Source organism: Gilvibacter sediminis (assembly GCF_028561565.1).
Lineage (GTDB): Bacteria > Bacteroidota > Bacteroidia > Flavobacteriales > Flavobacteriaceae > Gilvibacter > Gilvibacter sediminis.
In genome coordinates this window covers 38,680-64,601 of the sequence record NZ_JAQQTE010000023.1, presented here as the reverse complement: position 1 = coordinate 64,601, position 25,922 = coordinate 38,680, and the positions used below count along the sequence as shown (strand labels likewise).

Here is a 25,922-nt window from a genome sequence, read left to right as displayed (position 1 = left end):
CAACAAAGATACGGCAAGATTGCCTATTTTTAAGACCGTTAAATTTATACACTATGGAACTGAGTTGGAACGATTTTACCAAAGTAGACATGCGGGTGGGAACCGTTGTAGAAGTAGCCGATTTCCCAGAGGCCAGAAACCCGGCCTATAAACTTTGGATCGATTTTGGCGAACTGGGAATACTAAAGAGTTCTGCTCAGATCACCGTGAAGTATTCCAAAGAAGAACTATTGGGAACTCAAGTAGTCGCTGTGGTGAACTTCCCTGAAAAACAAATTGGCCCATTTATGAGCCAATGTTTAGTACTGGGAGCCGTAGACGGCAAGGCAGTTACGATCTTGTCGCCTTCCAAAGAAACTCCAAACGGATTGCGAATCGCTTAATCGTCAGATTCTTCTGCTTCCTCAATATCAAAGGAAAGTCCTTCTAGAACCTCTCTGAATTTGGGAGCATTGATGTCATAGGTTTCTGGCGTGGCTGTAAAGTTGATCAATAGATATCCCGTAGGTGTTTCATAGGTTACGTATTGCATCTCATACATAGCTCTGCCAGCCATTTGCTGAATCTTATAAGAAACTCCTGTTGAATTCTCTGGGGGTTCCAATTCATTTTTGATCATGACTGTGGTGCGCCCGATATTATCTCCCATTTTTAAACCGACCAGTTTTTCCTTATTAAATGCCTTGAAGGATTTAAAATCCTCCTTGTCATAGAAGGAGATGGACATGGCGTTTTTGATGTTGTAATTATCGGGAAATGAGGCAAAGAAGACATCTTCATATTCTGAACGCGTAATGTTGAGCCACTCGGGTACCGTTAAAGCATAGTTCGCTCTTACGTCGACAAACTCCATGGCTTCTTCGGGTTCATTAAAGGATAAGCGATAGCTCAAAGCGTCCAAATCCACATAATAGCCAAAAACATCTATGGTTTCCGTGATTCCTTTAATCCGAGCAAGCGCTTCTTCTAGCGGTTCCTCTTCATAAGAGATCGTGTATACCCCGTAAAGGTGATCATTGGCCACAAAGTCTAAGTGATAATGGTAACGAGTAGCCGTTTCAAAATTAGAAAGGGTGTCTAAAATCGCTTTGGGCGTTGGATAATACCACAACTGAAACTTTTTACCATCACTGTTTTTAAAGATCTCAGAAGTGACCTCTAAGGTGGTATTCATGGTTTCGGCTTCCATGTATTTTATTTCATCGTCTTTAAAGAAATTCAACAATTCAATTTCCTTAATGGTGTCTGAAGCATTGGTATACATTTCGCTTTCATAAGGACGTGGCAATAATTGATAATAGTCCTTGTCAACTGTAAATCCGAGCACCTCTGTTTCTGGCTCAATCTCTGCTCCCGGTACCGTAATGGTCACAAAAGCTCGCGGTGAGTTATCTACCCAAGTATAGGTGTTCTCCCCCTGTAATACGTGATAGGGCTGGTCCTGTTGATCGTCCTCTTGTCCCAGCATATTGAAGCTGAAAAGTAGTACACAAAGTCCCGAAAGTAAATACTTTCTACATTTCATCACCAAAGAAAATTGCGTTCATCAAGAGTTTGTTGGTTCCGTACCAGAAAGCTCTAAAATTGGTGTTGTCTGTAAAGTAAATGATCTGTCCGCGGCCTTTGCCTTGGATCTTAACCATAGAAGTCCCACCGAGCAGCTCCAAGTTCTCTTCAGAGATATAGCCGCTGAGCAGCGGATTCTCGGTATACTGCACCGGATTATTGTAACTCTGCGCATCCGCCTCCATAAACAGGGTACTGTTTCTAAAGGTGGGCATATTGTCTTTGGTGTATCCAAAGGCGATCGGGTGAGAAAGGTCTAATTTGGTGTTGAAAATAGCTCCACCGATAACCTGAGCCCCAAAATAGTTGCTGCGTTGTTCAAAACTGATGTTAGTCGCCGTGTCTTGTTCAGACTTGAATTCGATCTTCATGAGTTCATTGCGATCCAACCAACGTCCCATATTCTTGTAGGCGATCAAGGTCCCGCCATCGCGGATCCAATCTTCAAGTTTCTCAGCGTCGGATTTATCCAAAGCACTGCCCCAAGAATTAGGAACAATGATGTCCGTGTATCGGCTCAGATCAGCGCGACCAAAATCATCCGTATCAATTTTAGTGATCTTCATGCCATAACGCGTATCAAACAAATGCCAGATCTCACCAGCATCATAAGGATTCATTCCGTTACCAATGATCAAAGCTACCTCTTGCTTTTCAATGGCTCTGAATTGGTTACTTCCCAAATCAATTCCCTGAGTATAACCTGTACCTACACCCGTAATCTCAATATGGCTCTCGCGAGCAACATCATTGAGGAACTTGGCCAGATCTCGGGGGCCGAGCTTTTGATTCTGCGCTGGGATCATGATGGTTCCGTAATCGTATTGTTTCCCACCAAGGGTGAAGGGTTTCATGCCCACTTTAGCCCGAATGCCCTCTTCCAGGATCATATTGAGCGCCTTAGGTGAATAGTATTCGTGCCATTCCATCAAATAGGCATAACCTCCTGTGTTTGTTAGGATTGTTTCCTTAGGTTTTAGGTCCGTCACCTCAGCTCCTGCTGCACTCAAAGAAGCTTTGTCGCTGTAGTTGAGGTTGAACGCCATAGGGAAGGTCCAGGCAGAAATGTCATAGAACAAACTGTCTTTAAAAGTGGTGCGCACATCAAACATGGCATTGAGTAGACGGTGGTTCTTTTGATTCTTTGGAATGATATAGCTAAAGCCTTGTTTATAGGATTTTCCGCCAACGTTCACGTCATTTTTAAGTTCGTGAAATTTGATCTTATGACGATCCAAGATCTCAGCAAAATGATAAACACGGGCAGCATCCTTAGGGTCACCAACAATATAAGCACCGCCTTTTGACGCCTCGTTGCGCGCGTCGCTAAAGAACTGCTTTTGGTAGTCCAAAAGGGTGGTGCGCATGTTTGCGCTGGCCTCTAAAGTACTTAAGGCTGCAGTCAATTGATTTCTGATGGTGAACGGGAAGGTCAAAATTCCATTATCGCTTTCTTGAGCGTGACCTCGAGATGAGGCTTGCTCAAATAAGATTCCAATTCCACCATTGATGTCTGGGAAGGTAGAACCCTTTCCGTAGTAAAAATCATCAAAGCTCTCTTCCGTATAATACAAACTACCAATCTGATCCAAGGCCTTTACGTGGAACTCAGCGATCTCTCCGGTAAGGTCCTGATTGCGCTGTGGCGTTAAAGGGTGCGTTCTCGATGGAATTCCCGGTTGGAAAAAGAAGGTCGCATTGGTGCCCATTTCGTGATGGTCTGTCAATACATTCGGATACCATTTGTGAAAGCTTTCAATACGCGCTCTGGATTCTGGTAATTGTACCGGTAACCAGTCGCGGTTCATATCAAACCAATAGTGGTTGGTGCGTCCGCCCGGCCATACCTCGCTGTATTCGCGATCGTTTGGATCTGGATTGATGTTGATACTTTTGTGTACGTTGGCCCAATAGGCAAAACGCTGCAATCCATCCGGATTGAACGAAGGATCCAACAGTACAACCGTATTTTTTAGTTTCTCCTCAATCACGGGGCCTTGGGCCGCTGCCAAATAGTAGGCGTAGAGCAGAGCCGCATTAGATCCGCTGGGTTCGTTTCCGTGGATGGAAAAGCCTTGATATACAATTACGGGCATTTGAGTAGTGTCTCCGCTGCCGTTATCGGTGAGTGCCATATGTGCCGCTTGTATCTGATCAATTCGGCTGTGATTCTCTGGGCTGGTCACGGTGAGTAACAATATAGGTCGCCCTTCAAAGGTAGTTCCTCTAGACTCAATGGTTATGCGGTCACTCGCAGCAGCCAAGGCTTGCATATACATGGCAAGTTTGTCGTGGGTGATGTGCCAGTCTCCAACTTGATGTCCGATCACACTTTCTGGTGTGGGGATGTTGGGGTCATAGGTGACGTCTGATGGGAGGTAATAATTGAGATCTACTTGATAGTCTTGTGCCGCTGCTGTTAGAGAGAAAAATACAGCCAGGCTAAAGGCGATTCTTAACATGGTTGGTTTGTGTGTTGTGGTTGGATTAATGCTGTAATCTATAATTCTTAAAGATAAAAAAAACCGCTGGCAAAGGGGCCAAGCGGTTTTTCATTTAGGGAAACTTTAAGATTTAAATATCGTCAAAGTCAATATCAGTAAAGGATTGGGTGGTCGGCTCTGAACTCACCTCAGCCGTTTGTGGCTGCCCGTTTTGGTATTCCTTTTTGTAGTCTTTCTGATGGCGCTCACTGATCACTTCCTCTCCTTTCTCTGCAATGATGAAGTCGATCATCTCATTTACGTGGTCTCTAAAACTAGAGAAATCCTCTTTGTAGAGGTATATTTTGTGTTTCTTGTAGTGAAAAGAACCATCTTCATTAGTGAACTTTTTACTCTCTGTGATGGTCAAATAATAGTCTCCTGCCTTGGTTGATCGAACATCGAAGAAGTACGTCCGACGCCCAGCTCTCAGGACTTTGGAGTAGATTTCTTCTTTCTCCAGCATGTGATCACTCATGTTTAGTTTAGTTTTTGCGTTAGCCAAAAATCTAAAAAAAAACGATAGCAAACAATAGGCAAACTATATTTCTTTTTCTGCCAATTGCTTTTGGTAAAGGTCCTTGTAATAGCCTTCTTGAGTGAGCAATTCTTGGTGAGTACCGCGTTGTAAAATCTGCCCTTCTTCAAGTACAATGATCTGATCTGCAGTCTTTGCAGAAGAGACCCGGTGACTTACGATCAAGGTGGTGCAATCTTGAGTTGCGACTTCTAAATTGCTCAAAATGGCCTCTTCAGTTTCCGTATCCACCGCAGAGAGGCAATCGTCCAATAGGAGTAGTTTAGGCGATTTGATCAAGGCTCTAGCAATAGAAACACGTTGCTTCTGTCCTCCAGAAAGGGTGATGCCGCGTTCTCCTAAAATGGTGTCATAGCCTTTACTAAAATCAACAATATTGTCGTGAACCACGGCCATCTTGGCGGCTTGCTGAATTTCAGCCTCGCTAGCCTCTTCTTTACCAAACTTAATGTTGTTGGCAATGGTATCACTGAACAAGAAAGCGTCTTGGGGCACATAGCCCATTTGCTGCCTAAAGGCTTCTAAGTTGAGTTCGCGAAGATCTTTCCCATCAATAGTAATGCTACCCTCTTTAACGTCATAAAGCCTGCCTAACAATTCCAGTATGGTTGATTTACCCGAACCTGTGTTCCCCAGTATGGCGAGTTTTTCTCCGGGCTTTAGATTAAAACTTACACCTTTCAAAGCAGTGATTCCAGTGTCTGGATAGGTGAAATAGACATCATTGAATGCAATGGTTCCTTGCAGTGTCAAAGGTTCTAAAGTAGGATTCTCAATTTCTGGTTGCTGACTTAAGAATTCGTTGATGCGTTTTTGAGAGGCCTCTGCCTGCTGGACCATAGAGGTTACCCATCCCACAATGGCCACAGGCCAGGTCAGCATATTCACATAGACCAAGAATTCTACAATGGTCCCTAGATCTATTTGGCCGTTGATGTACTGTTGTCCTCCAATATATACCACTAAGGTATTGCTGATTCCGATCAGTAAGATCATTAAGGGAAAGAAAAGGGCCTGTACTTTAACCAATTCAATATTCTTATCCTTGCTACCTTCTGCCAAGTCTATAAAGCTCGCATTGGTTGGAGGTTCAATCCCGTATGCCTTGATCACTGAAATACCGCTAAAGGATTCTTGGGTGAAGGTGGTGAGTTTGGCCAAGTACTCCTGCACCACAGTACTTCTTTTATGTATGGCCCGACTCAGCTTATAAATGGCTACTGACAGTATGGGAAGTGGTGTTACGGCGTAAAGCGTAAGCATTGGAGCTGTATAGATCATATAGCTGATGGTCACTACAAAGGTCGTCACCGTGGTGGCGCTATACATTACTGCTGGACCAACATACATACGGACCTTTGAGACATCTTCACTGATCCGGCTCATCAGATCTCCGGTTCGGTTTTGTTTGTAAAAGGCCAAGGAGAGCCGCTCGTATTGCAAAAAGACCTCGTTTTTCAAATCGAACTCGATATAACGAGAGATCACGATCAAAGTCTGACGCATCAAGAAGGTAAAAAAGGCAGAAAGTAAGGCCGCTCCAATGATGATTAAAATGTTGGTATTGAGTTCAGAATTCAAGGCGGCCATTTGATCTTTGGTGGCGTTGTAAAATGCGCTCACCGTATCAATAATATTTCCTAGAAAGATTGGAATGAACAAAGCAAAGATTCGCGCCACAACCGTGATGAGTAGCCCCAGGACAAGCCGTCCGCGATACTTGATAAAAAATTTGTTGAGATACCTCAGTTCCTTCATTCCCTCAGTAGATGGTTAATAAATTATTCTTATTTATACCCCTATTTAGTTGTTAATAATTCAATTAACCGTTACTTTTGCCCGTCCTTTTTAAAGGATTCTTAACCTATTACATTTATGATGGCAGAAACCATACCTTTTGAAGACCTGAAAAAAATGGATCCCGTTTTTGGTCAACTTTCTTTCGATAACCACGAGCAAGTGGTCTTTTGTAATGACAAAGATACAGGTTTAAAAGCAATAATTGGTATCCACAATACCGTGATGGGACCCGCTTTGGGAGGTACCCGAATGTGGTCATATAAGACCGAATGGGAAGCCTTGAACGACGTGCTTCGTTTGTCTCGAGGAATGACTTATAAGTCGGCTATTACTGGTTTGAATCTCGGTGGAGGAAAGGCGGTCATCATAGGTGATGCTAAGACGCAGAAAACTCCAGAACTTATGTTGCGTTTTGGAGAGTTTGTACACTCGTTGGGTGGAAAGTATATCACTGCAGAAGATGTGGGTATGGCTACTTCTGATATGGACTTGGTGCGCACCGTTACTCCTTATGTAACGGGAATCTCCGAAGCTAAAGGAGGGGCCGGAAATCCATCTCCAATTACAGCTTATGGTGTTTTTATGGGAATGAAAGCAGCTGCTAAATACCGTTTTGGTTCTGAAATGTTAGAAGACAAACGCGTCTTTGTACAAGGGATCGGAAATGTTGGTGAAGCATTGGTTGAGCATTTGACCAATGAAGGAGCAAAAGTTGTTTTGAGTGACATCAGCGAAGAGCGTTTGCAAGAGGTGAGTTCAAAGTACGGAGCAGAGATCTATCGCGGCGATAATCTTTATGCAGAGCCTATGGACATTTACGCACCATGTGCTTTAGGTGCTACGGTTAATGATCAGACCATTGAGTTGCTACAAGCTCCTGTTATTGCAGGTGCTGCCAACAATCAATTGGCGGATGAGAACATCCACGGAAAGCGCTTGCGTGAGCGAGGAATCGTATACGCTCCCGATTTCTTGATCAACGCTGGTGGGATCATCAACGTCTATGCAGAATTGGAGAACTACGGCAAGGCAGACATCATGCGCAAGACGGAGAACATCTACAATACTACCCTGGAGATCCTAGAGAAAGCAGAGCAGCAAAACATCACGACGCATCAAGCGGCTTTTGATATTGCTCAGGCGAGAATTGATGCGCGTAAAAAGGATAGCTAATCCACAGTAAACACAAGGCGTTTTTTAATTACATTTGCAGGGTACAACAAAGTATTCCTGTGTTAAGTTCTTATTCATGTTGACCCGAAGACATATACGTATAAAAGTATTACAGACCATCTATGCTTTTGACAAAGCAGAAATTGATGAACTCAAAAAGAGTGAAAAGTTCCTGGTTTACAGCATGGAGCAGATGCGCGATCTGCATTTGGTGATGTTAGGCCTGTTGGTAAACTTACGTGCTTATGCTGAGGTGCAACTGGAAAAGCGCAAAAAGAAACACCTAGTAACTCAGGAAGATCTCAATCCCAATACTCGATTCATAGACAACAAAGTGCTCGTTCTTTTAAAGGACAATGCAGCATTAAATAATTTAATTGCCGAGCGAAAGCTAGACTTTTGGCAATTGGATGATGAATACATCAGTTTGTTGCACAAAGAGGTGCTCGCTTCGGAGATCTTTGAGCAATACATGAATGGTGCTGAGCCAGATTTTAAGGCCGATAAGGATTTTGTGATCCAACTTTACAAACAGATCATTGCACCCAATGATAAGCTTTACGATTATTTTGAAGACAAGCGATTGACCTGGTTGGATGACTATCCGGTTGTCAATACGGGGATCGTCAAGTTGCTGAATCAAATGGGGCCAAACCCATCAGATGGAAAACTCATGCCGCCCGCTTTTAAGAATAAGGAAGATCTAGATTTTGGCGTGGATCTCTTTAGAAAAGTGGTGCTTCATGACGAAAAATACACTAAGGACATCATTGGTAAGACTCCAAACTGGGATAAAGACCGGATCGCAGATCTCGATATGATCATGATCAAGATGGGAATCGCAGAATTTTTACACTTCCCAAGCATTCCCGTAAAGGTTACAATTAACGAATATTTAGAAATTGCCAAGGAGTATTCTACCCCTAAAAGCAGTATTTTTATCAATGGTATTTTGGACAAATTAGTCCAGCAATACCGCGACAATGACAGCCTCAACAAAATAGGGCGAGGACTTAGATAGAATAGAAATTTTGGTTATTTTAGCCACTCTTAAAAAAATTAAACCTAAAAAGATGAGAAAATCAGCATTAATATTGGCAGCCTTTGTTGCTTTTGCCTTTACTTCTTGTAAGGAAAACGCTGCTGAAAAAGTAGACGGAACGACTGATGTATCTGCTAACGCAGGTGCAGCTACGAGCACTAGCGGAGATGAAGCGAAGTTCCCAATTATGACTTTTGAAGCTACTGAGCACGACTTCGGAACTATCGATCAAGGAACTAATGTAGAGCACTTGTTCAAATTCACTAATACTGGAAACGCTCCATTGGTTGTTGTAGATGCAAAATCAAGCTGTGGATGTACAGTTCCAACTTGGTCACGTGAGTCTATCCCTCCTGGTGGAGAAGGAGAGATGCTTGTGAAGTTTAACGGATCTGGACAAAACCAAGTAAGCAAAACAGTGACTATCACTGCTAACACGCGCAACGGTAAAGAAATGATCAAGATCAAAGCATTTGTAACTCCTAAGGCCGGAGCTGCAGGTGGATCTCCAATCCAAGCTAATCCTTCAGGAAGATAATCCATGGAAGGTATTCAACAATTTGTTCCCTTATTACTGCTTTTTGCCGTTTTCTATCTTTTTTTGATAGCGCCACAACGTAAAAAGCAAAAACAAGAACGCAAGTTCATTGAAGAATTAAAAAAGGGAGATCGCGTGGTTACCATTAGCGGTATGCACGGCAAGGTATTGGATCTAAACGATGACGGTACTTGCATCATTGAGACTGGAGCTGGCAAGATCAAATTTGATCGTGCAGCTATTTCAATGGAAAAAAGCAAACGCTTAAACGAACCTGCGAAAAAATAAGTTGCTTTCGGGCAATTAAAAAAGCCGCTCTTTTGGAGCGGCTTTTTTATTGGTGCAAGTTTGTTGCAGCCTAAAATCATTTAGAATCGGTATCCAACTAAAAGTCCGCCTCTAAAGAATCCTTCCGGTCCAAAGTCAGGACTCAATAGGTAACGTCCGCCACCAATACTGAGTTCAAATACAAAACCGTTATTGCTTACCCATTTCTGTCCAACAGCGATCCCGATTCCCGTATTGAACCAAGATTCATCCGTGGTTATAAAGCCGGGAACTTCTCTATCTGGGATACCTGCAAATTCCTCTGTAAACTCTTCTTTACCAAAGGCAAACTGCAGCATACCTTCCACAAAGAACCCGCGCGCTCCATACTCTTTTTTATTAAAGAAGTATTGTCTGTAAAAAGGAGTGAGTGCAAAGGCTTGGTATTCATTGAAGCTGTCTTCTAAACCAATGTTGATCGCTGCTCCAACTCCAGAATAGCGGCTCAGCACGTATTCGTAATTGATCTCAATGTTCGGAATGGCTAATGCTTCTATGGCATCCAATCGCAGTTCGTGTTTTCTTTCGTCAATGGGTTTTGGTGATTCTGATTGATCATCCTGTGCCCATAGGGCAGCAGTAAACAGGCCCAAAAGGGCTGTTAGCATTTTCTTTTTCATAGCGTAATGTGTTGTTATTAATTACTTGGTGGCCAGCCTGCGAGCAATGTTGACGATGACCTCAATGGCTTTTTCCATGCTTTCCACAGGAACGTATTCATAGCGTCCGTGGAAATTGTGGCCCCCTGCAAATATATTTGGACAAGGCAGCCCCATAAAGCTCAATTGAGATCCGTCTGTACCACCGCGGATCGGCTTGATGATCGGAGTAATTCCAGCCTCTTGCATTGCAGCTTCAGCAAGTTCCACTATATGCATTACGGGCTCAATCTTTTCTCGCATATTGAAATACTGATCATTAAGCACCACCGAAACAGTATCTGCTCCATGCTTTTCATTCAATAGACGTGCAATCTCTAAAACGGTTGCTTTGCGAGCCTCAAATTTTTCGCGATCGTGATCTCTAATGATATATTGCAGTTGTGTTTGATCTACGCCACCTTGTTGATCGTAAAGGTGATAGAATCCTTCACGGCCTTCTGTAGTTTCTGGAGTTTCATCTGCAGGAAGCGCATTGATGAATTCTGTGGCAATGTACATAGAATTGATCATCTTGCCTTTGGCGTAGCCCGGATGCACGATCTTTCCTTTAATGGTAACCACCGCGCCGGCTGCGTTGAAATTCTCGTATTCCAATTCTCCAATTTGAGAGCCGTCCATGGTGTAGGCCCAATCGGCACCAAATTTTTCCACATCAAAATGATGGGCACCACGACCGATCTCTTCATCTGGAGTAAAACATACGCGAATGCGTCCGTGCGGAATCTCTGGGTGATTGATCAAGTATTCCATGGCCGATACGATCTCCGTGATCCCGGCTTTATCATCAGCCCCTAAAAGGGTAGTACCGTCCGTGGTGATTAAGGTCTGGCCTTTATAGAGTAGAAGGTCTTCAAAATAACTCGGGGATAGCACGATGTCTCGCTCAGCGTTCAAGACAATATCTCCGCCGTCGTAATTCTCGTGAATTTGCGGCTTTACATTAGCTCCCGTGAAATCTGGAGAAGTATCAAAATGACTCACAAAACCAATGGTCGGTAAATCGTGATCCACATTAGACGCTAAAGTAGCCATCACATAGGCTTTATCGTCTATGGTCACCTCACTCATGCCAATGGCCTTGAGTTCTTCAAAAAGCTTGTTGGCTAGATCCCACTGCTTTTCAGTACTGGGCGTGGTTGGGCTGGAAGCGTCAGATTCAGTATCTGTGGTCACATAGCTTACAAAGCGGTCAATGAGGTGTTTTCTGTCTATCATGGAAGGTGTTTTTCTCCCTCAAAAATAACCATATACAAGCAGGTGAACAAGTGGAAATTTGTTCACAATTCCTCTGTGGCAAAAGGAGAAGAAAATGTATTTTTGTGCAAACATTCTCTCGTGTATAAATTCCTGCTAAGACCACTGCTTTTTTGTTTCGATCCAGAACAGGTACATCACTTTACCTTTGGACTCATTCGTTTGATGCATAAAATTGGCTTAGGCCCGCTCTTTAGATCCATTTATGCTAAAAAGGATCCCAAACTTAAAAGAGAGGTCTTTGGACTCACCTTTGACAATCCTGTAGGATTGGCCGCAGGTTTTGATAAAGACGCCAAGCTGTATAATGAGCTGAGTAACTTCGGATTCGGTTTTGTAGAAATCGGCACCATAACTCCAAAGCCGCAAGACGGTAATCCCAAGAAGCGCTTGTTCCGTCTAAAGCAAGACAAGGCCATAATCAACAGAATGGGTTTCAACAATCAAGGGGTGGACGCAGCCATTGGTCGTTTAAAGAACCGCAAGACGCAGATTATCATAGGAGGGAATATTGGTAAGAACAAAGTCACGCCTAATGAGGAGGCGACCTCAGATTACATCAAATGCTTTGAGGCGCTGTTTGATCATGTCGATTATTTTGTGGTCAACGTGAGTTCGCCCAATACGCCAAACCTAAGAGCCTTGCAAGAGAAGGAGCCACTCACGGAACTTTTAAAAACCTTGCAGGTCAAAAATCAGGCTAAAGCAAACCCTAAGCCGATCTTGCTCAAAATTGCTCCAGATCTCAATGAAGATCAGCTCTTAGATATTATTGATATTGTTCGTGATTCCAATACTGATGGTATCATCGCTACCAACACCACCATTGCACGCGAGCCTTTGACTACATCGGCAGAGAAAGTAAAAGCTATCGGAAACGGAGGCTTAAGTGGTAAACCCTTGACCAGTCGAAGTACAGAAGTGATTCGCTTCTTGCACCAAAAAAGTGAGGGTTCTATTCCAATTATTGGAGTGGGAGGGATTCACTCCGCAGAAGACGCTTTAGAAAAGTTAGAAGCCGGAGCAAGTTTGGTACAACTTTACACCGGCTTCATCTATGAGGGTCCGGCCCTGGTAAAGGCCATCCATAAATCCTTACTTAACGCTTAACAAGCTTTCTAACCACGGTTTGTCCATCAGCGGTGAGCATATTGACCAGATAAACGCCGCTTTTAAAATTACTCAAGTCCATAGTTAAGTTCGTGCGGCCATTCATGTTTTGTTGATATACCAACTGACCTAGAGCAGAATAAACCGATACGATTTCTACATCGGCATTAGGTACTTGTAAGTTGAGGTGATCCGTAGCAGGATTTGGACTCATGCTGATGCTTTGCAGGCTGTTGTCATCTACAGATAAAATTCCTTCCAAAGATATGGTCAAGGTTCCTAAAGGTTCCGAAGAAAAAGGAACAACACCTTGAATATTGCTGATGGGCTCTTGCGGATCCGTATCCATATTGGGAGCGGTATAATCCAATCCACTGTCTGTTCCTGCATCATAAGGGTAAAGCACCACGGTGATCTCTTCAATCCAAGCACCTTCAGAATCTAAAAGCGACAAGCTATTCACACCGATGATCCAATCAGGAGAGGGTGCTACCATAGATACCAAGGTCAATAGCGGATAATCTGAAGTCGTTTCAATTAGGTCAATGGATACGCTTCCAGCTGCTGTAGCCAAGGCCGGTCCGTTGATTTCTTGATTGGCGTAGTTGTCTGCAATAGCATCGGCGACCTCTGTAAAGAACACCGTGTTATTGCCAGACTCAGCCACATCTTCAATGCCTGCAGTGGCCAATCCACCTACCTCAAAAAAGGTGACATTATCATTGTGAGTGGCTCCCACCAAACGCGACCAGTGCGCAGTAGCGGGCAGGCTGCCGCTAGAATGCGGATGCGTGGCTTGAGACCAAGTGCTTTCAAAGGTCACACTGTATTGCGCCGTGGATTGAGCCAGGCCCAAAAGTGGAGCTATTAGTAGTAAAAGTAAGAGTGTAATTTTTTGCATAGCTGATGTTTTTCCTCGGTAGTCGGAATTATTCCCTCAGCATTACACAAATTGAATTATTTTTATTGCCGTGTTAGAGAACCTCTACTTATTCGCTATTGCCACAGCAGGATTGGCATTCTCACCCGGGCCTGATAATATCTATGTGCTCTCTCAAGCCATGGCGCACGGGAGCCGCTACGGCATTGCTACTACGGCCGGGTTGATTTCAGGCTGTATTGTGCACACCACCTTATTGGCCTTTGGAGTATCAGCGCTCATTACGGCTTCTCCAACTGTATTTTGGGGTATCAAGATCTTCGGAGCTGCCTATTTGCTCTTTCTCGCCTACAAGGTCTACGGCGCAAAAGGTGATATAGTCACCGATTCTGGTGTTCCTAAAAAGAGTTTGACCGCGCTCTACTGGCAAGGTGTGGTCATGAATCTGCTCAACCCTAAGGTCATACTTTTCTTTTTGGCTTTCTTTCCGAGCTTTCTCTGGAATCCTGATGGAGACTTGGTAAAGCAATTCTACATTTTAGGCGGAACCTTTATGCTGCTCTCTTTTATCATCTTTAGCAGTATTGCCTTATTTGCCGGGCAACTGAACCGCTATGCTATGAGCAAGCCCAATAGTGGACTCTTCTTCAAGTGGTTGCAAATAATCGTATTTGTGGGAATAGCCGTGTATATTTTACTCCCCGAATAAGGCTGGGAGTTGTATATTTGAGTGATGCAAAAAGTAAAGCTTATTGAGTGCCCTAGAGATGCCATGCAAGGCATCAAAGACTGGATTCCAACTCCAGCTAAGGTGCAGTACATTCAGGCTTTATTGCGCTGCGGATTTGATACCATAGATGTAGGTAGTTTTGTCTCGCCTAAGGCCATTCCGCAGATGAAGGACACTGCAGAGGTGCTTAATGCCATTGATTTGAGCACTACGGAATCCAAGCTGTTGGCTATCGTTGCCAATGTTCGCGGGGCTCAGGATGCCGTGCAGTTTGAGCAGATCAATTACTTAGGTTTCCCTTTTTCAATCTCGGAGAACTTCCAAATGCGTAATACCCACAAGACCATTGCGCAATCGGTAGAGACCTTACAAGAGATCCTCAACATTGCAGATTCCAAGAATAAAGAAGTTGTCGCTTATCTCTCCATGGGGTTTGGGAATCCTTACGGAGACCCGTGGAATGTTGCTATAGTAGGCGAGTGGACGGAACGTTTAGCGGCTATGGGAGTACAAATTCTATCGCTTTCAGATACTATTGGTTCCTCAACTCCAGAGGTGATCGATTACCTTTTTGCCAATTTGATCCCGCGTTATCCGCAGATCGAATTTGGAGCTCATTTGCATACCACTCCCACAAGCTGGCATGAAAAAGTAGACGCTGCTTATAAAGCTGGGTGTCGCAGATTTGACGGGGCCATTCAAGGGTTTGGCGGTTGTCCTATGGCCAAAGATGAATTGACCGGCAATATGCCAACAGAACGCTTGGTGTCTTATTTTACCACAGTCAAAGCCGATACCAATATCAGTACCATGAGTTTTGAAAGTGCTTTTAACGAGGCATCTAAAATCTTCCACAAATACCATTAAGATGCGTTTTATTAGTGTAGTTCTTTTAGTGATTCTGACTTGGGGCTGTAGCAGTACTCAAAAAACGCAGACTCCCAAAGACGACGGTCAAATTGAGTTTGTGATCATTCAGATGAATGACGTTTATGAAATTGCTCCTCTAGGTGGAGGCAAGTACGGCGGTTTGGCTCGAGTGGCTCATTTAAAGGACTCCTTGTCTGCCATCAATCCGAATACCTTTCTGGTCATGGCTGGAGATTTTTTAAACCCTTCTTTAATCGGGACTTTAAAGCTTGATGGGCAGCGTATCTACGGAAAGCAAATGGTAGAAACGCTTAACGCCATGGGGTTGGATCTGGCTACTTTTGGTAATCACGAGTTTGATATAGGTCGAGAAGCGCTGCAGGCGCGCATCAATGAATCTGAATTTGCTTGGACCTCGGGCAATGTAATGGAGGTCAATGAAGACCGAAAGACCTATTTCAACAAGAACAGGAATATTGGCAATGTCGCCTTAAAACCTTACTACATCTGGTCAATGAAAGATGCAGATGGAACCACGCTCAATGTAGGGTTTGCGAGCTCCTGTATCGATTCAAACCCAAAGGATTTTGTGTCTTACGAGCCTGTATTTTCAACCTTAGAGAGTGATCTGACGGAATTGATTCCACAGTCAGACATTCAGCTGGGATTAACGCATTTAACCGTGGAGCAGGATACAGAGGTTGCTAATAGATTTCCGGCCTTGCGCTTGATCATGGGCGGGCATGAACACAACAATATGTCTGTGCCTACCAATAATGCTACTGTTGTTAAAGCAGATGCGAATGCAAAAACGGTCTATGTACACCGTTTTCTATACAACAAAGCTACCGATGCCTTGATCATTGATTCTGAATTGGTCCCTATAGATGATACTATGCCGAATCAGGCAGCGACCCAAGCTGTGGTAGACAAGTGGGATGCTATTTTGCAATCCAAACTCAAAGAAGTGGTCGCGGATCCTAACGAGATCATTTATACAGCGACAACTCCTTTAGATGGTACCGATAGTGCCAGTCGTGGAATTCAAACCAACTTAGGTGGGATCATCACGGAAGCCATGGCGGTGGCTTTTGACAAACCTGCGCAAGCTGCTATGGTCAATGGAGGTAGTATTCGAATAGATGATCAGCTTTCGGGCAATGTAAGTAGTCTGGATATCTTTCGAGTGCTTCCTTTTGGCGGTCATATCGTAAAGGTAGATATGACAGGTGCTTTACTGATCAAAACCTTGAATTACGGTTTGGAAAAAAGAGGCAAGGGAGCTTATCTACAACGCTTCAATATAGATCGTAATGCCAGAGGGGAGTGGATGCTCGGTCCTTCTGAGATTGACCCAGAAGGCGTTTACAGCATAGCTTTGAGCGACTTTTTGCTGAAAGGTTACGATATTCCCTTCTTAACGGCAGAGCATCCTGAAGTGCTTGGGGTTTATACGCCAAGTGCAGATGAAAAGGCGGGTGACATTCGCCGTGCTGTGATTGAATTTCTAAAAGGATAGTTCAGGAAAATACTGATAATCAGTTCCTGAATTTCTTAACCTAAATTTTATTTAAAATTATTCTAAATAAACTTGTTTCGAATGAGTTTGGGGATTACTTTTGTGGTGTTATTTAAAACGAGTCTAAATAAAAACAACTATGAAATATCTCCCAAATTTATTCCTTGCAGCCACTCTATTATTTGTGAGTTGTTCAGACGATGACAACACCGATCCAATCCCAGATAATGGGGGTGTGGACATAGAAGCTCCTTTGACGTATAACTTTGAACGCAACGGAGAAACTACGGTTTCTTTTGACGGACAAACCACCCGAATCCGCATGGGTGAAGAAGTGGTCGGAGCGCTTCTAGATTTTGATAACAGTACTTCAGAAAGCTTATTGGCTAAATTCAATCATCAAGAGGGTGAATCAAACTTTGAAAACGAAACACTGAATGCATCCAATAAGAACTTGAGCAGCAAAACGGCTGCATCTCGTGATTACTTTGTGACTAACACCGCAGAGACTGCGGTGATTCGTGCAGACTTTGAAACGTATATGGAAAAGCAAATTTCTGATGTGTTTCCAGGCGAGTTTCAAGCGGCAGAACCAGGAGTTGCTGGTCAATTAGCTGATGGAAGTGCAACGCGTTGGGTCGCTCCAGATGGATTGGAGTACAACCAACTTTGGATCAAAGGAATGATTGGGGCTTTGATGGCAGATCAAATGCTCAACAACTATCTCTCTCCAGCAGTCTTGGATGAGGCAGACAATATTGAAAATAACGACAATGAAGTTCTAGCAGAAGGTAAGAACTACACCACCATGGAGCACAAGTGGGATGAGGCTTACGGATATCTGTTTGGAAATTCCCCGAGCGCTACAAACCCACTGGCTACGCTAGGTGATGATGATAGCTTTTTGAATAAGTATTTGGGGCGTGTGGAGAACGATCCAGATTTTGCTGGAATCGCACAAGAGATCTTTGACGCATTCAAATTGGGACGTGCGGCCATTGTTGGGAAGAACTATCAATTGCGTGAAGTGCAAGCGGCGATCATCCAAGAGCGCGTTTCTGAGATCATCGCGATCCGTGCAGTCTACTATTTAGAGCAAGGGCGTATGGCGCTAGAGCAAGAGAATTTTGGGACTTCTTTCCACGATCTTTCAGAAGGTTATGGTTTTATCTACAGCCTGCGTTTTACTAGAAATACGGTGACTGGAGAACCTTATTTCAACCGTACAGAAGTGGATGCTATGTTGTCCCAGCTCATGGAACAAGGGCCGAATGGTCTTTGGGATTTGACTCCAGGAGTATTGAGCGATCTGGCAGAGACCATCGCTGCTAAATTCAGCTTTACAGTAGCTCAGGCTGCTGATTCAAACTAAGTGAATAACTCATCAAAACCGAGTGACTTTTCAGCGGGTCTACTCGGTTTTGAGTTGTAATTTTGCAAAAAAAATTGAGCATGTTAAAAAAGATATTTTTCATTCTATTTACAGGACTATTATTGGCCTGTTCTTCTGATGATCCTGCGCCAGATCCAGACAACGGAAACGGTGGCAACGGCAACAATGGCGGTGAAGGTACTACGGGCTTTGATCGCGCGGCGCTTCTAGCCAACTGGGCAGATAATATTATTGTACCGGCTTACCAAGATTTCTATCCTACCACAGAAGCTCTTGAAGTTAGTGTAACTGCTTTTAGAGAAAACCCAACAGCGGTGAACCTTGAGCAAGTGCGCACCGATTGGTTGAACGCTTACAGAGCCTTTCAGTGGGTGTCTATGTTTGAGACCGGTCCCGCAGAGGATTTGCGTTTTAGAGCGCGTTTGAATACCTATCCTGCAGACACGGCGACTATAGATGAATTCATCGCTACAGGAACTTATGACCTTGAGTTGCCGTCGACCATTGATGCGCAAGGATTCCCAGCCTTAGATTATTTGCTCTTTGGAATCGCGGATACAGAAGAGGAGATCATCGATTTCTATGAGAATGATCCTACCGCTGTAAATACCTTGGTCTATATGCAAGCCTTGGCCGTGAATATCAAAACTTTGACTTCTTTGGTGCGCGATTTATGGCAATCGAGTTTTGCAGCCAGCTTTAAGGCAAATACAGATGCTTCTGCAACTGGTTCTATTGATAAATTGACCAACGACTTTATTTTCTATTATGAAAAAGCACTGCGCGCCGGAAAGATCGGGATTCCTGCAGGGGTATTCTCTACAGATCCGCTTCCGCAGAACGTAGAGGCATTTTACAACCAAGAGGTCTCTAAAGAACTAGCGCTTGAAGCTTTGCTTGCCGTACAAAACTTCTTTAATGGTACTGGAGCCAATGGCGGAAACGGCCGAGGTTTTAAATCTTATCTCGATTTCTTGAATACCATTAAGAACGGAGAAGACCTAAGTACCTTGATCAACGAGCAGTTTGATCTGGCTCGTTTGGCTATCAATGATTTGGATGACAATTTTGCCACCCAAGTACAAACCGATAATATCGCCATGCTTGAGGCTTATGACGAATTACAGCGCAATGTGATTCTCATAAAAGTAGATATGCTGCAAGCCTTGAGTATTGATGTAGATTTTGTTGATACAGACGGCGACTAAATGTTCTCATTAGTAAATCACGCTTATTTTAATCGCACGATTAAGACCGCTCCTTTGGCGGTCTTTCGTGTTTTATTTGGTGTGATGATGCTATTGAGTCTGATTCGGTTTTGGGCCAATGGATGGATCAGTAAATTATACCTAGAGCCCGAGTTCCATTTCAGCTATTACGGCTTTGAGTGGGTGAAGCCTCTGGGCAATTGGACCTATCTCATTTTTTTAATCTGCGGACTGTCCGCTCTTGCTGTGGCCTTGGGTTATAAATACCGACTGGCCATAGTGTTGTTCTTTTTGAGCTTTACCTATATCGAGCTCATGGATAAGACCACTTATCTGAACCACTACTACTTTGTAAGTGTGTTGAGTTTTCTGATGATCTTTCTACCTGCCAATCGTTGGTTTTCCTTAGATGCACTTCAGCCAGGGTTTGCACTTAGAGAGGTTCCGCGTTGGACGGTAGACTCTATTAAGCTTATGCTGGGAATCGTTTATTTCTATGCGGGCTTGGCCAAACTCAACAGTGATTGGCTTATAGAGGCCATGCCTTTAAAGATCTGGCTTCCGTCTAAATACGATTTGCCTTTATTGGGAGATCTTATGCAGCAAGAGTGGGTGCATTACGCCTTCAGTTATGGAGGCGCACTCTACGATCTGTTCATTCCGTTTTTATTGCTTTTTGCCCGTACCCGTTGGTTTGCCTTCGGCTTGGTGGTGATTTTCCACGTCTTAACACGGGTGCTGTTTCCTATAGGGATGTTTCCTTATATCATGATCGTTTCTTCGCTTATCTTTTTTTCGCCGGAATTTCATGAGAGCATCTTGTTGCGTTTGCGTAGGGGGCTCATTAAGTTGAATCTTTATCGGGCTGTAGTATCAGCTTCTGAGTGGTCTTGGAAACCCAAAACTTTTGTGGTTCCAATTTTGGCGGTCTTTTTTGCCATCCAATTATTATTTCCTTGGCGGTATGTATTGTATCCCGGAGAGCTTTTTTGGACCGAGGAAGGCTATCGTTTTTCTTGGCGCGTCATGCTGATGGAAAAAGCGGGTTATGCGCAATTCAAAGTGGTTGACGGAGTGAGCAAGAAATCATTTTTGATAGACAACTCCGACTTTTTAACACCGCTACAGGAAAAGCAAATGAGCTTTCAGCCTGACTTCATTGTGGAATATGCCCATTATTTAGCCGATCATTACGAGCAACAGGGCTATGAGCAAGTAGAGGTGTACGTAGAAAGCTATGTGGCCTTAAACGGTCGATTGAGCCAAGCCTATATCGACCCTAAAATCAACCTGGTCACTCAAAACGATTCCTTTAAACATAAAACCTGGATACTTCCTTTTAACGATACTATAGATGGACTCTAAAACTTTAAAAACCTATTTATTGATCCTTTTAGGGCTTTGCAGTTTGAGTTCGGCTTGGAGTCAAGTCAATTTGGAATTGCAGATCAACAATTCAGAAGGGCAGCCAATAGAGGGAGCTGAGGTTTATTTGAATCCAGCCGTGGAGTCCACGCAAACCAACGCACAAGGTGTTGCCACATTTCAGGATTTACAACCAGACACCTACCAGGTCTATGTTTTTGCCTTAGATTTTGAGATCTTAGAGACTACCATCGATCTTACCCAGGATGCCAGCCTCAGTTATTCACTAGAGCCTTTGGGAGAAGCACTATCAGAAGTGATCATAACTGCCCAACGAGAGCGTGTGTTGGCACTAAGGCAACTCAGACCTGTAGAAGGCACCGCCATTTATTCCGGGAAGAAAAGTGAAGTCATCCTTTTGGATAATGTTACAGCCAATTTGGCCACTGCCAATGCCAGACAGATCTACTCTAGAATTGTAGGTCTGAATATTTATGAGAACAATGATGCAGGATTACAACTCAACATTGGTGGGCGCGGTTTGAATCCCAACCGAACGTCTAATTTTAATACGCGCCAAAACGGTTATGATATCTCTGCAGATGTGTTGGGGTACCCCGAGAGTTATTATTCGCCACCGCCAGAGGCTGTGCAAGAGATTCAGATTGTTCGCGGTGCGGCGTCTCTGCAATACGGAACACAGTTTGGCGGACTCGTGAATTTCAAAATGCGAGAACCCGTCAAAGACAAACCCATTGCCCTAGTGAGTAGGCAAACTTTAGGGGCTTATAATTTGTTTACCAGTTTTAACAGCGTGAGTGGAACGGTTGGTAAGTTTAGTTATTACTCCTATTTCAATTACAAATCTGGAGAAGATTTTAGACCAAATTCTGACTTCGAATCCTATAACGCTTTTGGGTTGTTGCGCTACAAACCCTCAGAAAGAACGACCATCACTGCTGAGTTCAGTTATTTGAATTATTTGGCGCAACAGGCCGGAGGCCTTACAGACAGTCAGTTTCAAGAAGATCCTACTTTTAGTAACCGTACGCGAAACTATTTTAAAGTCGATTGGAAGCTCTACAGCCTAAAGTGGGAGCAAGCTATTGCGCAACGCAGTCAGTTCAGCTTGAATCTTTTTGCTTTAGATGCTTCCCGTAAATCTGTTGGGTTTAGAGAGAACCGGGTCTCACAGGTAGACGATTTGGAATCGCCTCGAGAACTCATTGTTGGAAATTTTAGAAATTGGGGTGCGGAGGCGCGCTTTTTAAGCCGATACGATGCCTTTGGGCAAGAGCAGACCTTTTTAATAGGCGGGAAGTACTATCAGTCCAACAATGCAGAACGTCAAGGACCAGGCACTAATGGATTGGATGCAGACTTCAATTTTGCCGATGATCAGTTCCCGAACTATGCCCGTCAAAGTGATTTTGATCTCCCGAACTTGAATGTGGCACTATTCGCAGAACATATTTTAAAACTCAACGAACGCTTGAGTATCACTCCAGGAGCTCGTTTTGAATACATTAAAACAGAGATTGACGGAAGCTTTGAGCGCATCAACTTTGATTTAGCAGGCAATCCCATCTTGCAAGAAACAGTTCCGGATATGCGCAGTGTGGATCGCAGCTTTGTATTATTAGGTTTAGGAGCGAGTTATAAAAGCAGTCCAGCTTTAGAGTTCTATGGCAACATCAGTCAGAATTACCGCTCGGTGACCTTTAGTGACATCAGAATAACCAATCCTTCTTTGACCATTGATCCAGACATTAGTGATGAATCTGGTTTTACAGCTGATATCGGTGTTCGCGGTCACATCAAGAATAATTTTAGCTTTGACGCAGGTTTCTTCTTTTTGAGTTATCAAGACCGATTGGGCTTGGTCCTGCGCGCCGTGAGTGATATTCAGCAGGAGCAGTTTCGCGGAAACATAGGAGATGCCATTACTTACGGGTTTGAGGGATTTGGAGAGTATAACTTAGTTCCAGCCTTAGGGCTGTCTCCAGACTATCGATTGAGCGTTTTTGCCAATGTCGCTCTCACACAATCAGAATACACGCGTAGCGAACTCAACAATGTGGTGGGGAATCAGGTGGAATTTGTTCCTGATGTAAACCTTAAAACAGGATTGAGTTTAGGCTATAAGAACTTTTTGGCCAGCTTGCAGTACACCTATTTGAGCGAGCAGTTCACAGATGCGACCAATTCCCGAGCGGATTTAGACAGTCAAAGCGGAATTGTTGGAGAGATTCCTTCTTATGATATTTTGGACTTTTCTGCCCGCTACCGATTCAAATCTTGGTTACAACTGGAAGCCGGGATCAACAACGTATTAGACAACAGTTACTTTGTTCGCAGAGCTACCGGATATCCTGGCCCTGGGATCATTCCGAGTCAACCCAGAACTTGGTATGCCGGTTTGGAGTTCCGCTTTTAAGGGCTGCTGATTTATTAAGGAATTCTTTACATTCGCTCTCGCCGATTTTTGGTATATTTGCATGCAATTAAATAAAAATAAACGTTCGGTTACGGGCATCAGATTTAATTGCAATGACAGCACATCAAAACAAAATAGTAGGAGAAGGTCTTACTTACGACGACGTTCTACTTGTTCCAGCCTATTCACAGGTACTTCCCAGAGACGTTTCTATCAAATCAAAGTTTACGCGTAATATCACGCTAAACGTACCTATTGTGTCCGCAGCTATGGATACTGTAACAGAGGCGCGTATGGCTATTGCTATGGCTAGAGAAGGGGGAATTGGTGTTTTGCACAAGAACATGACCATTGAACAGCAAGCCACTAAGGTGCGTCGTGTCAAGCGTGCAGAAAGCGGTATGATCATCGATCCGGTTACCTTGCCACTAGATGCCAAAGTAATTGATGCCAAGAACAGCATGCGCGAGCACAGTATTGGAGGTATCCCAATCGTAGACGGTGAGGGCAAGCTTAAAGGTATTGTTACCAATCGTGACCTGCGTTTTGAAAAGAACAACGAGCGTCCTATCGTTGAGGTGATGACCAGTGAGAACTTGGTAACTACGCATGAGGGAACCTCCCTTATGGATGCCGAAGAGATCTTACAAGATAACAAGATTGAGAAGCTACCTGTAGTGACTAAAGAGAACACCTTAATTGGACTGATCACCTTTAGAGACATTACCAAGCTGTCCTTAAAGCCAATTGCCAACAAAGATACTTACGGACGTTTGCGCGTTGCCGCTGCCGTTGGTGTTACTGGCGATGCTGTTGAACGCGCTGCCGCTTTGGTCAAAGCAGATGTGGATGCGATTGTAATTGACACGGCGCACGGACACACTCAAGGCGTTGTTACTGTGCTTAAAGACATTAAAAAACGCTTCCCAGAATTAGAGGTGGTTGTAGGTAATATTGCAACCGCAGAAGCCGCTAAATATTTGGTAGATGCGGGAGCCGACGCTGTAAAAGTTGGAATTGGACCAGGGTCTATCTGTACCACACGTGTTGTTGCTGGAGTTGGTTTCCCTCAATTCTCTGCAGTATTGGAAGTTGCCGCCGCTATTAAGGGTAGTGGTGTACCTGTTATTGCTGATGGAGGAATCCGTTACACGGGTGATATTCCTAAGGCCTTGGCCGCAGGAGCAGACTGTGTGATGCTCGGATCGCTCTTAGCGGGAACCAAAGAATCTCCGGGAGAGACCATCATCTATGAAGGACGTAAGTTCAAGTCTTACCGCGGAATGGGTTCTGTAGAGGCTATGTCTAAAGGTTCTAAAGACCGTTATTTCCAAGATGTAGAAGACGATTTGAAAAAACTTGTACCAGAAGGTATCGTTGGGCGTGTGCCTTACAAAGGCGAGTTGTATGAAAGTGTACACCAATTTGTCGGAGGTTTGCGCGCTGGAATGGGATACTGTGGTGCCAAGGACGTTCCTACATTGCAGGAGACGGGTAAATTCGTAAAGATCACTTCTTCTGGAATCCACGAAAGTCACCCACACAATGTGACCATCACCAAAGAAGCACCAAATTACAGCCGATAGGTACTTTGGTCATAAGCATAAAAAAAGCACTGTTTTTGGACAGTGCTTTTTTTATGAGTTGTATTTGCTACCTATTCTTCCGTAGGCAAACCGAGCTTTTGCATTACCGCAACGGTAACGTCTAATTTAGGATCTAAATAAGCCACTGTAGCATTACTTGTCAATACTTGTGTATATCCTTGCTCTTGCGCCACAGCTTCTAGTGCAACTCCTACTTTTTTGTAAAGCGGCTGCATCAATTCATTTTGCTTAAGTTGCAATAGGGTTACCGAGTTTTGACGGAACTGTTGCATTTCACCTTCTAGTTCAATGATCTCGTCTTGCTTGGTCTTTTTGATTGCATCGCCATATGTAGTCTCGTTCTTCTGGTAATTAGCGATCAATGAATCGTACTTAGCGATCTTCTGACCCAATTCCGTATCTAATTCTTTTCCGTATGCCTCTACACCAGCCTTCACTGTTTCTAGATCTGGCATTTTACTCAAAATATAGTCCACATCAATGGTACCTACTTTTGAAGTTTGGGCGAACATTTGAAAAGAGGTCGCCACTGCAATGATTCCTATAAGATAAAAACGCATAATTCTAATTTTTTGCAAATATAGAATTTTAGGTTACAATTACGGTGCCAATTAACACTAACTGCCTTCGGCAATGCGCTGACCGCGATGGGGTTTGAGAATTTCTCGGAGTGCTTGCGCATCTGTAAGGTCCACAATGGCATAAGCCGATTGCCACATTGGAGATTGTTTAAGCACGCCAGTTTCATAGCAAGTGAAGGATTCACGCTCAAAGAATTCGTTTAAGTGAATCACGTGATGCGCTGCTGTTTGGGCAGCTGCGGGGCCTCTAAAGTCCCAAAGTAATCTCGCTTTATCTGTCATAATTAGGCTTGGTCTGCTACAGAGGTACCGTCTTCTACAAAGGCTTTAAAATCAGTCATGTATTTTAAGGACTGTTTTTTAAAGGCGCCAGGCATAAGCCATCCCATAAATTTCATCCCTAATCCTTGAAATTGGAACTCGCAATCAGAGACCCACTTCGTCTTTCCATCAGGAGTACTGTCAAAGTGAAGTTTTTGAATATTGTGAACACCCTTGGTGTCGTAATTCGCCTCGAATTCATGCGGAAAATTGCGTTTCACAATGGTCTCCGTTAGACTCATTTGGCGTTTGCCCATCTGATAGTTCAAGCGCATTTGAGCTCCTTCCTGTCCAGGTTCTCCGCTGATTTGCTCGTAGTCAATAAGACCGCGTTGCCAATGCTTCATATTTTCGGCACTGTCCAATTTGTCAATGACCTCCTGCAGTGGGCGGTCAATAATAATTTCGCAAGTATACTTCATAAGGCCAGATGTTTAGTTGTTGATAAGAGGAATAAAGGTAGCAAAAATCCAAGAGCGTTATTTTTTTCTTAAAATTATTCCACCCTTTACAGTCCA

General features: G+C 43.8%; 24 protein-coding genes. 14 read left to right on the top strand and 10 right to left on the bottom strand.

Annotated features, from left to right (window positions below; genetic code table 11):
• Positions 1-53 precede the first annotated feature (53 nt).
• The gene (locus tag POW22_RS14510) at positions 54-383 is read left to right on the top strand and encodes a tRNA-binding protein (protein WP_272833486.1); all 330 of its coding nucleotides are present in this window, start codon (positions 54-56) and stop codon (positions 381-383) included.
• Here POW22_RS14510 and POW22_RS14505 read toward each other — a convergent pair.
• The 4 genes from POW22_RS14505 to POW22_RS14490 form a co-directional block, all read right to left on the bottom strand.
• The gene (locus tag POW22_RS14505; protein ID WP_272833485.1) at positions 380-1,525 is read right to left on the bottom strand and encodes a hypothetical protein; all 1,146 of its coding nucleotides are present in this window, start codon (positions 1,523-1,525) and stop codon (positions 380-382) included. The two genes, POW22_RS14510 and POW22_RS14505, sit on opposite strands and share 4 nt — an antisense overlap.
• The gene (locus tag POW22_RS14500) at positions 1,515-4,028 is read right to left on the bottom strand and encodes a M14 family metallopeptidase (protein ID WP_272833484.1); all 2,514 of its coding nucleotides are present in this window, start codon (positions 4,026-4,028) and stop codon (positions 1,515-1,517) included. Before POW22_RS14500 ends, POW22_RS14505 begins: the two co-directional genes overlap by 11 nt.
• 112 nt (positions 4,029-4,140) lie before the next feature.
• Positions 4,141-4,527, bottom strand: coding sequence for a PUR family DNA/RNA-binding protein (locus POW22_RS14495; RefSeq protein ID WP_272833483.1), 387 nt, complete (start codon positions 4,525-4,527; stop codon positions 4,141-4,143).
• A 63-nt stretch (positions 4,528-4,590) separates the two neighbouring features.
• Positions 4,591-6,345, bottom strand: a complete 1,755-nt coding sequence (locus POW22_RS14490; protein ID WP_272833482.1) for an ABC transporter ATP-binding protein — start codon at positions 6,343-6,345, stop codon at positions 4,591-4,593.
• Between the two features lie 117 nt (positions 6,346-6,462).
• Between POW22_RS14490 and POW22_RS14485 the strand changes: the two genes are divergently transcribed.
• The 4 genes from POW22_RS14485 to yajC all read left to right on the top strand — a co-directional run bounded on the left by POW22_RS14485 (position 6,463) and on the right by yajC (position 9,428).
• The gene (locus tag POW22_RS14485; RefSeq protein WP_272833481.1) at positions 6,463-7,560 is read left to right on the top strand and encodes a Glu/Leu/Phe/Val family dehydrogenase; all 1,098 of its coding nucleotides are present in this window, start codon (positions 6,463-6,465) and stop codon (positions 7,558-7,560) included.
• Positions 7,561-7,636: 76 nt separating this feature from the next.
• Entirely contained in the window at positions 7,637-8,581 is a 945-nt protein-coding gene (locus POW22_RS14480) for a transcription antitermination protein NusB (protein WP_272833480.1), read from the top strand.
• Between the two features lie 52 nt (positions 8,582-8,633).
• The gene (locus POW22_RS14475) at positions 8,634-9,140 is read left to right on the top strand and encodes a DUF1573 domain-containing protein (protein ID WP_272833479.1); all 507 of its coding nucleotides are present in this window, start codon (positions 8,634-8,636) and stop codon (positions 9,138-9,140) included.
• A 3-nt stretch (positions 9,141-9,143) separates the two neighbouring features.
• Positions 9,144-9,428 (top strand): preprotein translocase subunit YajC, encoded by a 285-nt coding sequence (gene yajC / locus POW22_RS14470; protein WP_272833478.1) that lies wholly within the window; start codon positions 9,144-9,146, stop codon positions 9,426-9,428.
• Positions 9,429-9,508: 80 nt separating this feature from the next.
• On the opposite strand, the gene POW22_RS14465 is transcribed toward yajC, so the two are convergent.
• Entirely contained in the window at positions 9,509-10,087 is a 579-nt protein-coding gene (locus POW22_RS14465) for a hypothetical protein (RefSeq protein ID WP_272833477.1), read from the bottom strand.
• 21 nt (positions 10,088-10,108) lie between these two features.
• Positions 10,109-11,344, bottom strand: a complete 1,236-nt coding sequence (pepT, locus tag POW22_RS14460; protein WP_272833476.1) for a peptidase T — start codon at positions 11,342-11,344, stop codon at positions 10,109-10,111.
• A 120-nt stretch (positions 11,345-11,464) separates the two neighbouring features.
• On the opposite strand from pepT, the gene POW22_RS14455 reads away from it, so the two are divergent.
• Entirely contained in the window at positions 11,465-12,493 is a 1,029-nt protein-coding gene (locus tag POW22_RS14455; RefSeq protein WP_272833475.1) for a quinone-dependent dihydroorotate dehydrogenase, read from the top strand.
• On the opposite strand, the gene POW22_RS14450 is transcribed toward POW22_RS14455, so the two are convergent.
• Positions 12,483-13,394 carry a T9SS type A sorting domain-containing protein gene (locus tag POW22_RS14450; RefSeq protein ID WP_272833474.1) on the bottom strand — a complete coding sequence of 304 codons (912 nt, stop codon included), beginning with the start codon at positions 13,392-13,394 and terminating at the stop codon, positions 12,483-12,485. The two genes, POW22_RS14455 and POW22_RS14450, sit on opposite strands and share 11 nt — an antisense overlap.
• A gap of 70 nt (positions 13,395-13,464) precedes the next feature.
• On the opposite strand from POW22_RS14450, the gene POW22_RS14445 reads away from it, so the two are divergent.
• The 8 genes from POW22_RS14445 (at position 13,465) to guaB (ending at position 24,481) form a co-directional block, all read left to right on the top strand.
• Positions 13,465-14,082 (top strand): LysE family translocator, encoded by a 618-nt coding sequence (locus POW22_RS14445; RefSeq protein WP_272833473.1) that lies wholly within the window; start codon positions 13,465-13,467, stop codon positions 14,080-14,082.
• A gap of 24 nt (positions 14,083-14,106) precedes the next feature.
• Positions 14,107-14,970: a hydroxymethylglutaryl-CoA lyase gene (locus POW22_RS14440; protein WP_272833472.1), complete on the top strand. Its 864-nt coding sequence runs from the start codon at positions 14,107-14,109 to the stop codon at positions 14,968-14,970.
• A 1-nt stretch (position 14,971) separates the two neighbouring features.
• Positions 14,972-16,492 carry a bifunctional metallophosphatase/5'-nucleotidase gene (locus POW22_RS14435; protein WP_272833471.1) on the top strand — a complete coding sequence of 507 codons (1,521 nt, stop codon included), beginning with the start codon at positions 14,972-14,974 and terminating at the stop codon, positions 16,490-16,492.
• 139 nt (positions 16,493-16,631) lie between these two features.
• Entirely contained in the window at positions 16,632-17,864 is a 1,233-nt protein-coding gene (locus tag POW22_RS14430) for a DUF4856 domain-containing protein (RefSeq protein WP_272833470.1), read from the top strand.
• Between the two features lie 80 nt (positions 17,865-17,944).
• Positions 17,945-19,093, top strand: coding sequence for an imelysin family protein (locus POW22_RS14425; protein WP_272833469.1), 1,149 nt, complete (start codon positions 17,945-17,947; stop codon positions 19,091-19,093).
• Positions 19,094-20,458 carry an HTTM domain-containing protein gene (locus POW22_RS14420; RefSeq protein WP_272833468.1) on the top strand — a complete coding sequence of 455 codons (1,365 nt, stop codon included), beginning with the start codon at positions 19,094-19,096 and terminating at the stop codon, positions 20,456-20,458.
• Positions 20,448-22,895, top strand: coding sequence for a TonB-dependent receptor domain-containing protein (locus tag POW22_RS14415; RefSeq protein WP_272833467.1), 2,448 nt, complete (start codon positions 20,448-20,450; stop codon positions 22,893-22,895). Before POW22_RS14420 ends, POW22_RS14415 begins: the two co-directional genes overlap by 11 nt.
• Before the next feature lie 113 nt (positions 22,896-23,008).
• Positions 23,009-24,481, top strand: a complete 1,473-nt coding sequence (gene guaB / locus POW22_RS14410; protein WP_272833466.1) for an IMP dehydrogenase — start codon at positions 23,009-23,011, stop codon at positions 24,479-24,481.
• 71 nt (positions 24,482-24,552) lie between these two features.
• On the opposite strand, the gene POW22_RS14405 is transcribed toward guaB, so the two are convergent.
• From POW22_RS14405 to POW22_RS14395, 3 genes are read right to left on the bottom strand one after another with little or no spacing between them, the layout of a single operon-like run.
• Entirely contained in the window at positions 24,553-25,062 is a 510-nt protein-coding gene (locus POW22_RS14405) for an OmpH/Skp family outer membrane protein (protein ID WP_272833465.1), read from the bottom strand.
• Between the two features lie 57 nt (positions 25,063-25,119).
• A complete protein-coding gene (locus POW22_RS14400; RefSeq protein ID WP_272833464.1) occupies positions 25,120-25,365 on the bottom strand; it encodes a hypothetical protein in 246 nt (81 codons plus the stop codon).
• A 2-nt stretch (positions 25,366-25,367) separates the two neighbouring features.
• Entirely contained in the window at positions 25,368-25,826 is a 459-nt protein-coding gene (locus tag POW22_RS14395) for an SRPBCC family protein (protein ID WP_272833463.1), read from the bottom strand.
• Positions 25,827-25,922 lie beyond the last annotated feature (96 nt).

Coding starts and splice junctions, on each gene's coding strand:
- POW22_RS14510 (WP_272833486.1), top strand. CDS start 54: ATGGAACTGAGTTGGAACGATTTTACCAAAGTAGACATGCGGGTGGGA.
- POW22_RS14505 (WP_272833485.1), bottom strand. CDS start 1,525: ATGAAATGTAGAAAGTATTTACTTTCGGGACTTTGTGTACTACTTTTC.
- POW22_RS14500 (WP_272833484.1), bottom strand. CDS start 4,028: ATGTTAAGAATCGCCTTTAGCCTGGCTGTATTTTTCTCTCTAACAGCA.
- POW22_RS14495 (WP_272833483.1), bottom strand. CDS start 4,527: ATGAGTGATCACATGCTGGAGAAAGAAGAAATCTACTCCAAAGTCCTG.
- POW22_RS14490 (WP_272833482.1), bottom strand. CDS start 6,345: ATGAAGGAACTGAGGTATCTCAACAAATTTTTTATCAAGTATCGCGGA.
- POW22_RS14485 (WP_272833481.1), top strand. CDS start 6,463: ATGATGGCAGAAACCATACCTTTTGAAGACCTGAAAAAAATGGATCCC.
- POW22_RS14480 (WP_272833480.1), top strand. CDS start 7,637: ATGTTGACCCGAAGACATATACGTATAAAAGTATTACAGACCATCTAT.
- POW22_RS14475 (WP_272833479.1), top strand. CDS start 8,634: ATGAGAAAATCAGCATTAATATTGGCAGCCTTTGTTGCTTTTGCCTTT.
- yajC (WP_272833478.1), top strand. CDS start 9,144: ATGGAAGGTATTCAACAATTTGTTCCCTTATTACTGCTTTTTGCCGTT.
- POW22_RS14465 (WP_272833477.1), bottom strand. CDS start 10,087: ATGAAAAAGAAAATGCTAACAGCCCTTTTGGGCCTGTTTACTGCTGCC.
- pepT (WP_272833476.1), bottom strand. CDS start 11,344: ATGATAGACAGAAAACACCTCATTGACCGCTTTGTAAGCTATGTGACC.
- POW22_RS14450 (WP_272833474.1), bottom strand. CDS start 13,394: ATGCAAAAAATTACACTCTTACTTTTACTACTAATAGCTCCACTTTTG.
- POW22_RS14440 (WP_272833472.1), top strand. CDS start 14,107: ATGCAAAAAGTAAAGCTTATTGAGTGCCCTAGAGATGCCATGCAAGGC.
- POW22_RS14435 (WP_272833471.1), top strand. CDS start 14,972: ATGCGTTTTATTAGTGTAGTTCTTTTAGTGATTCTGACTTGGGGCTGT.
- POW22_RS14430 (WP_272833470.1), top strand. CDS start 16,632: ATGAAATATCTCCCAAATTTATTCCTTGCAGCCACTCTATTATTTGTG.
- POW22_RS14425 (WP_272833469.1), top strand. CDS start 17,945: ATGTTAAAAAAGATATTTTTCATTCTATTTACAGGACTATTATTGGCC.
- POW22_RS14420 (WP_272833468.1), top strand. CDS start 19,094: ATGTTCTCATTAGTAAATCACGCTTATTTTAATCGCACGATTAAGACC.
- POW22_RS14415 (WP_272833467.1), top strand. CDS start 20,448: ATGGACTCTAAAACTTTAAAAACCTATTTATTGATCCTTTTAGGGCTT.
- guaB (WP_272833466.1), top strand. CDS start 23,009: ATGACAGCACATCAAAACAAAATAGTAGGAGAAGGTCTTACTTACGAC.
- POW22_RS14405 (WP_272833465.1), bottom strand. CDS start 25,062: ATGCGTTTTTATCTTATAGGAATCATTGCAGTGGCGACCTCTTTTCAA.
- POW22_RS14400 (WP_272833464.1), bottom strand. CDS start 25,365: ATGACAGATAAAGCGAGATTACTTTGGGACTTTAGAGGCCCCGCAGCT.
- POW22_RS14395 (WP_272833463.1), bottom strand. CDS start 25,826: ATGAAGTATACTTGCGAAATTATTATTGACCGCCCACTGCAGGAGGTC.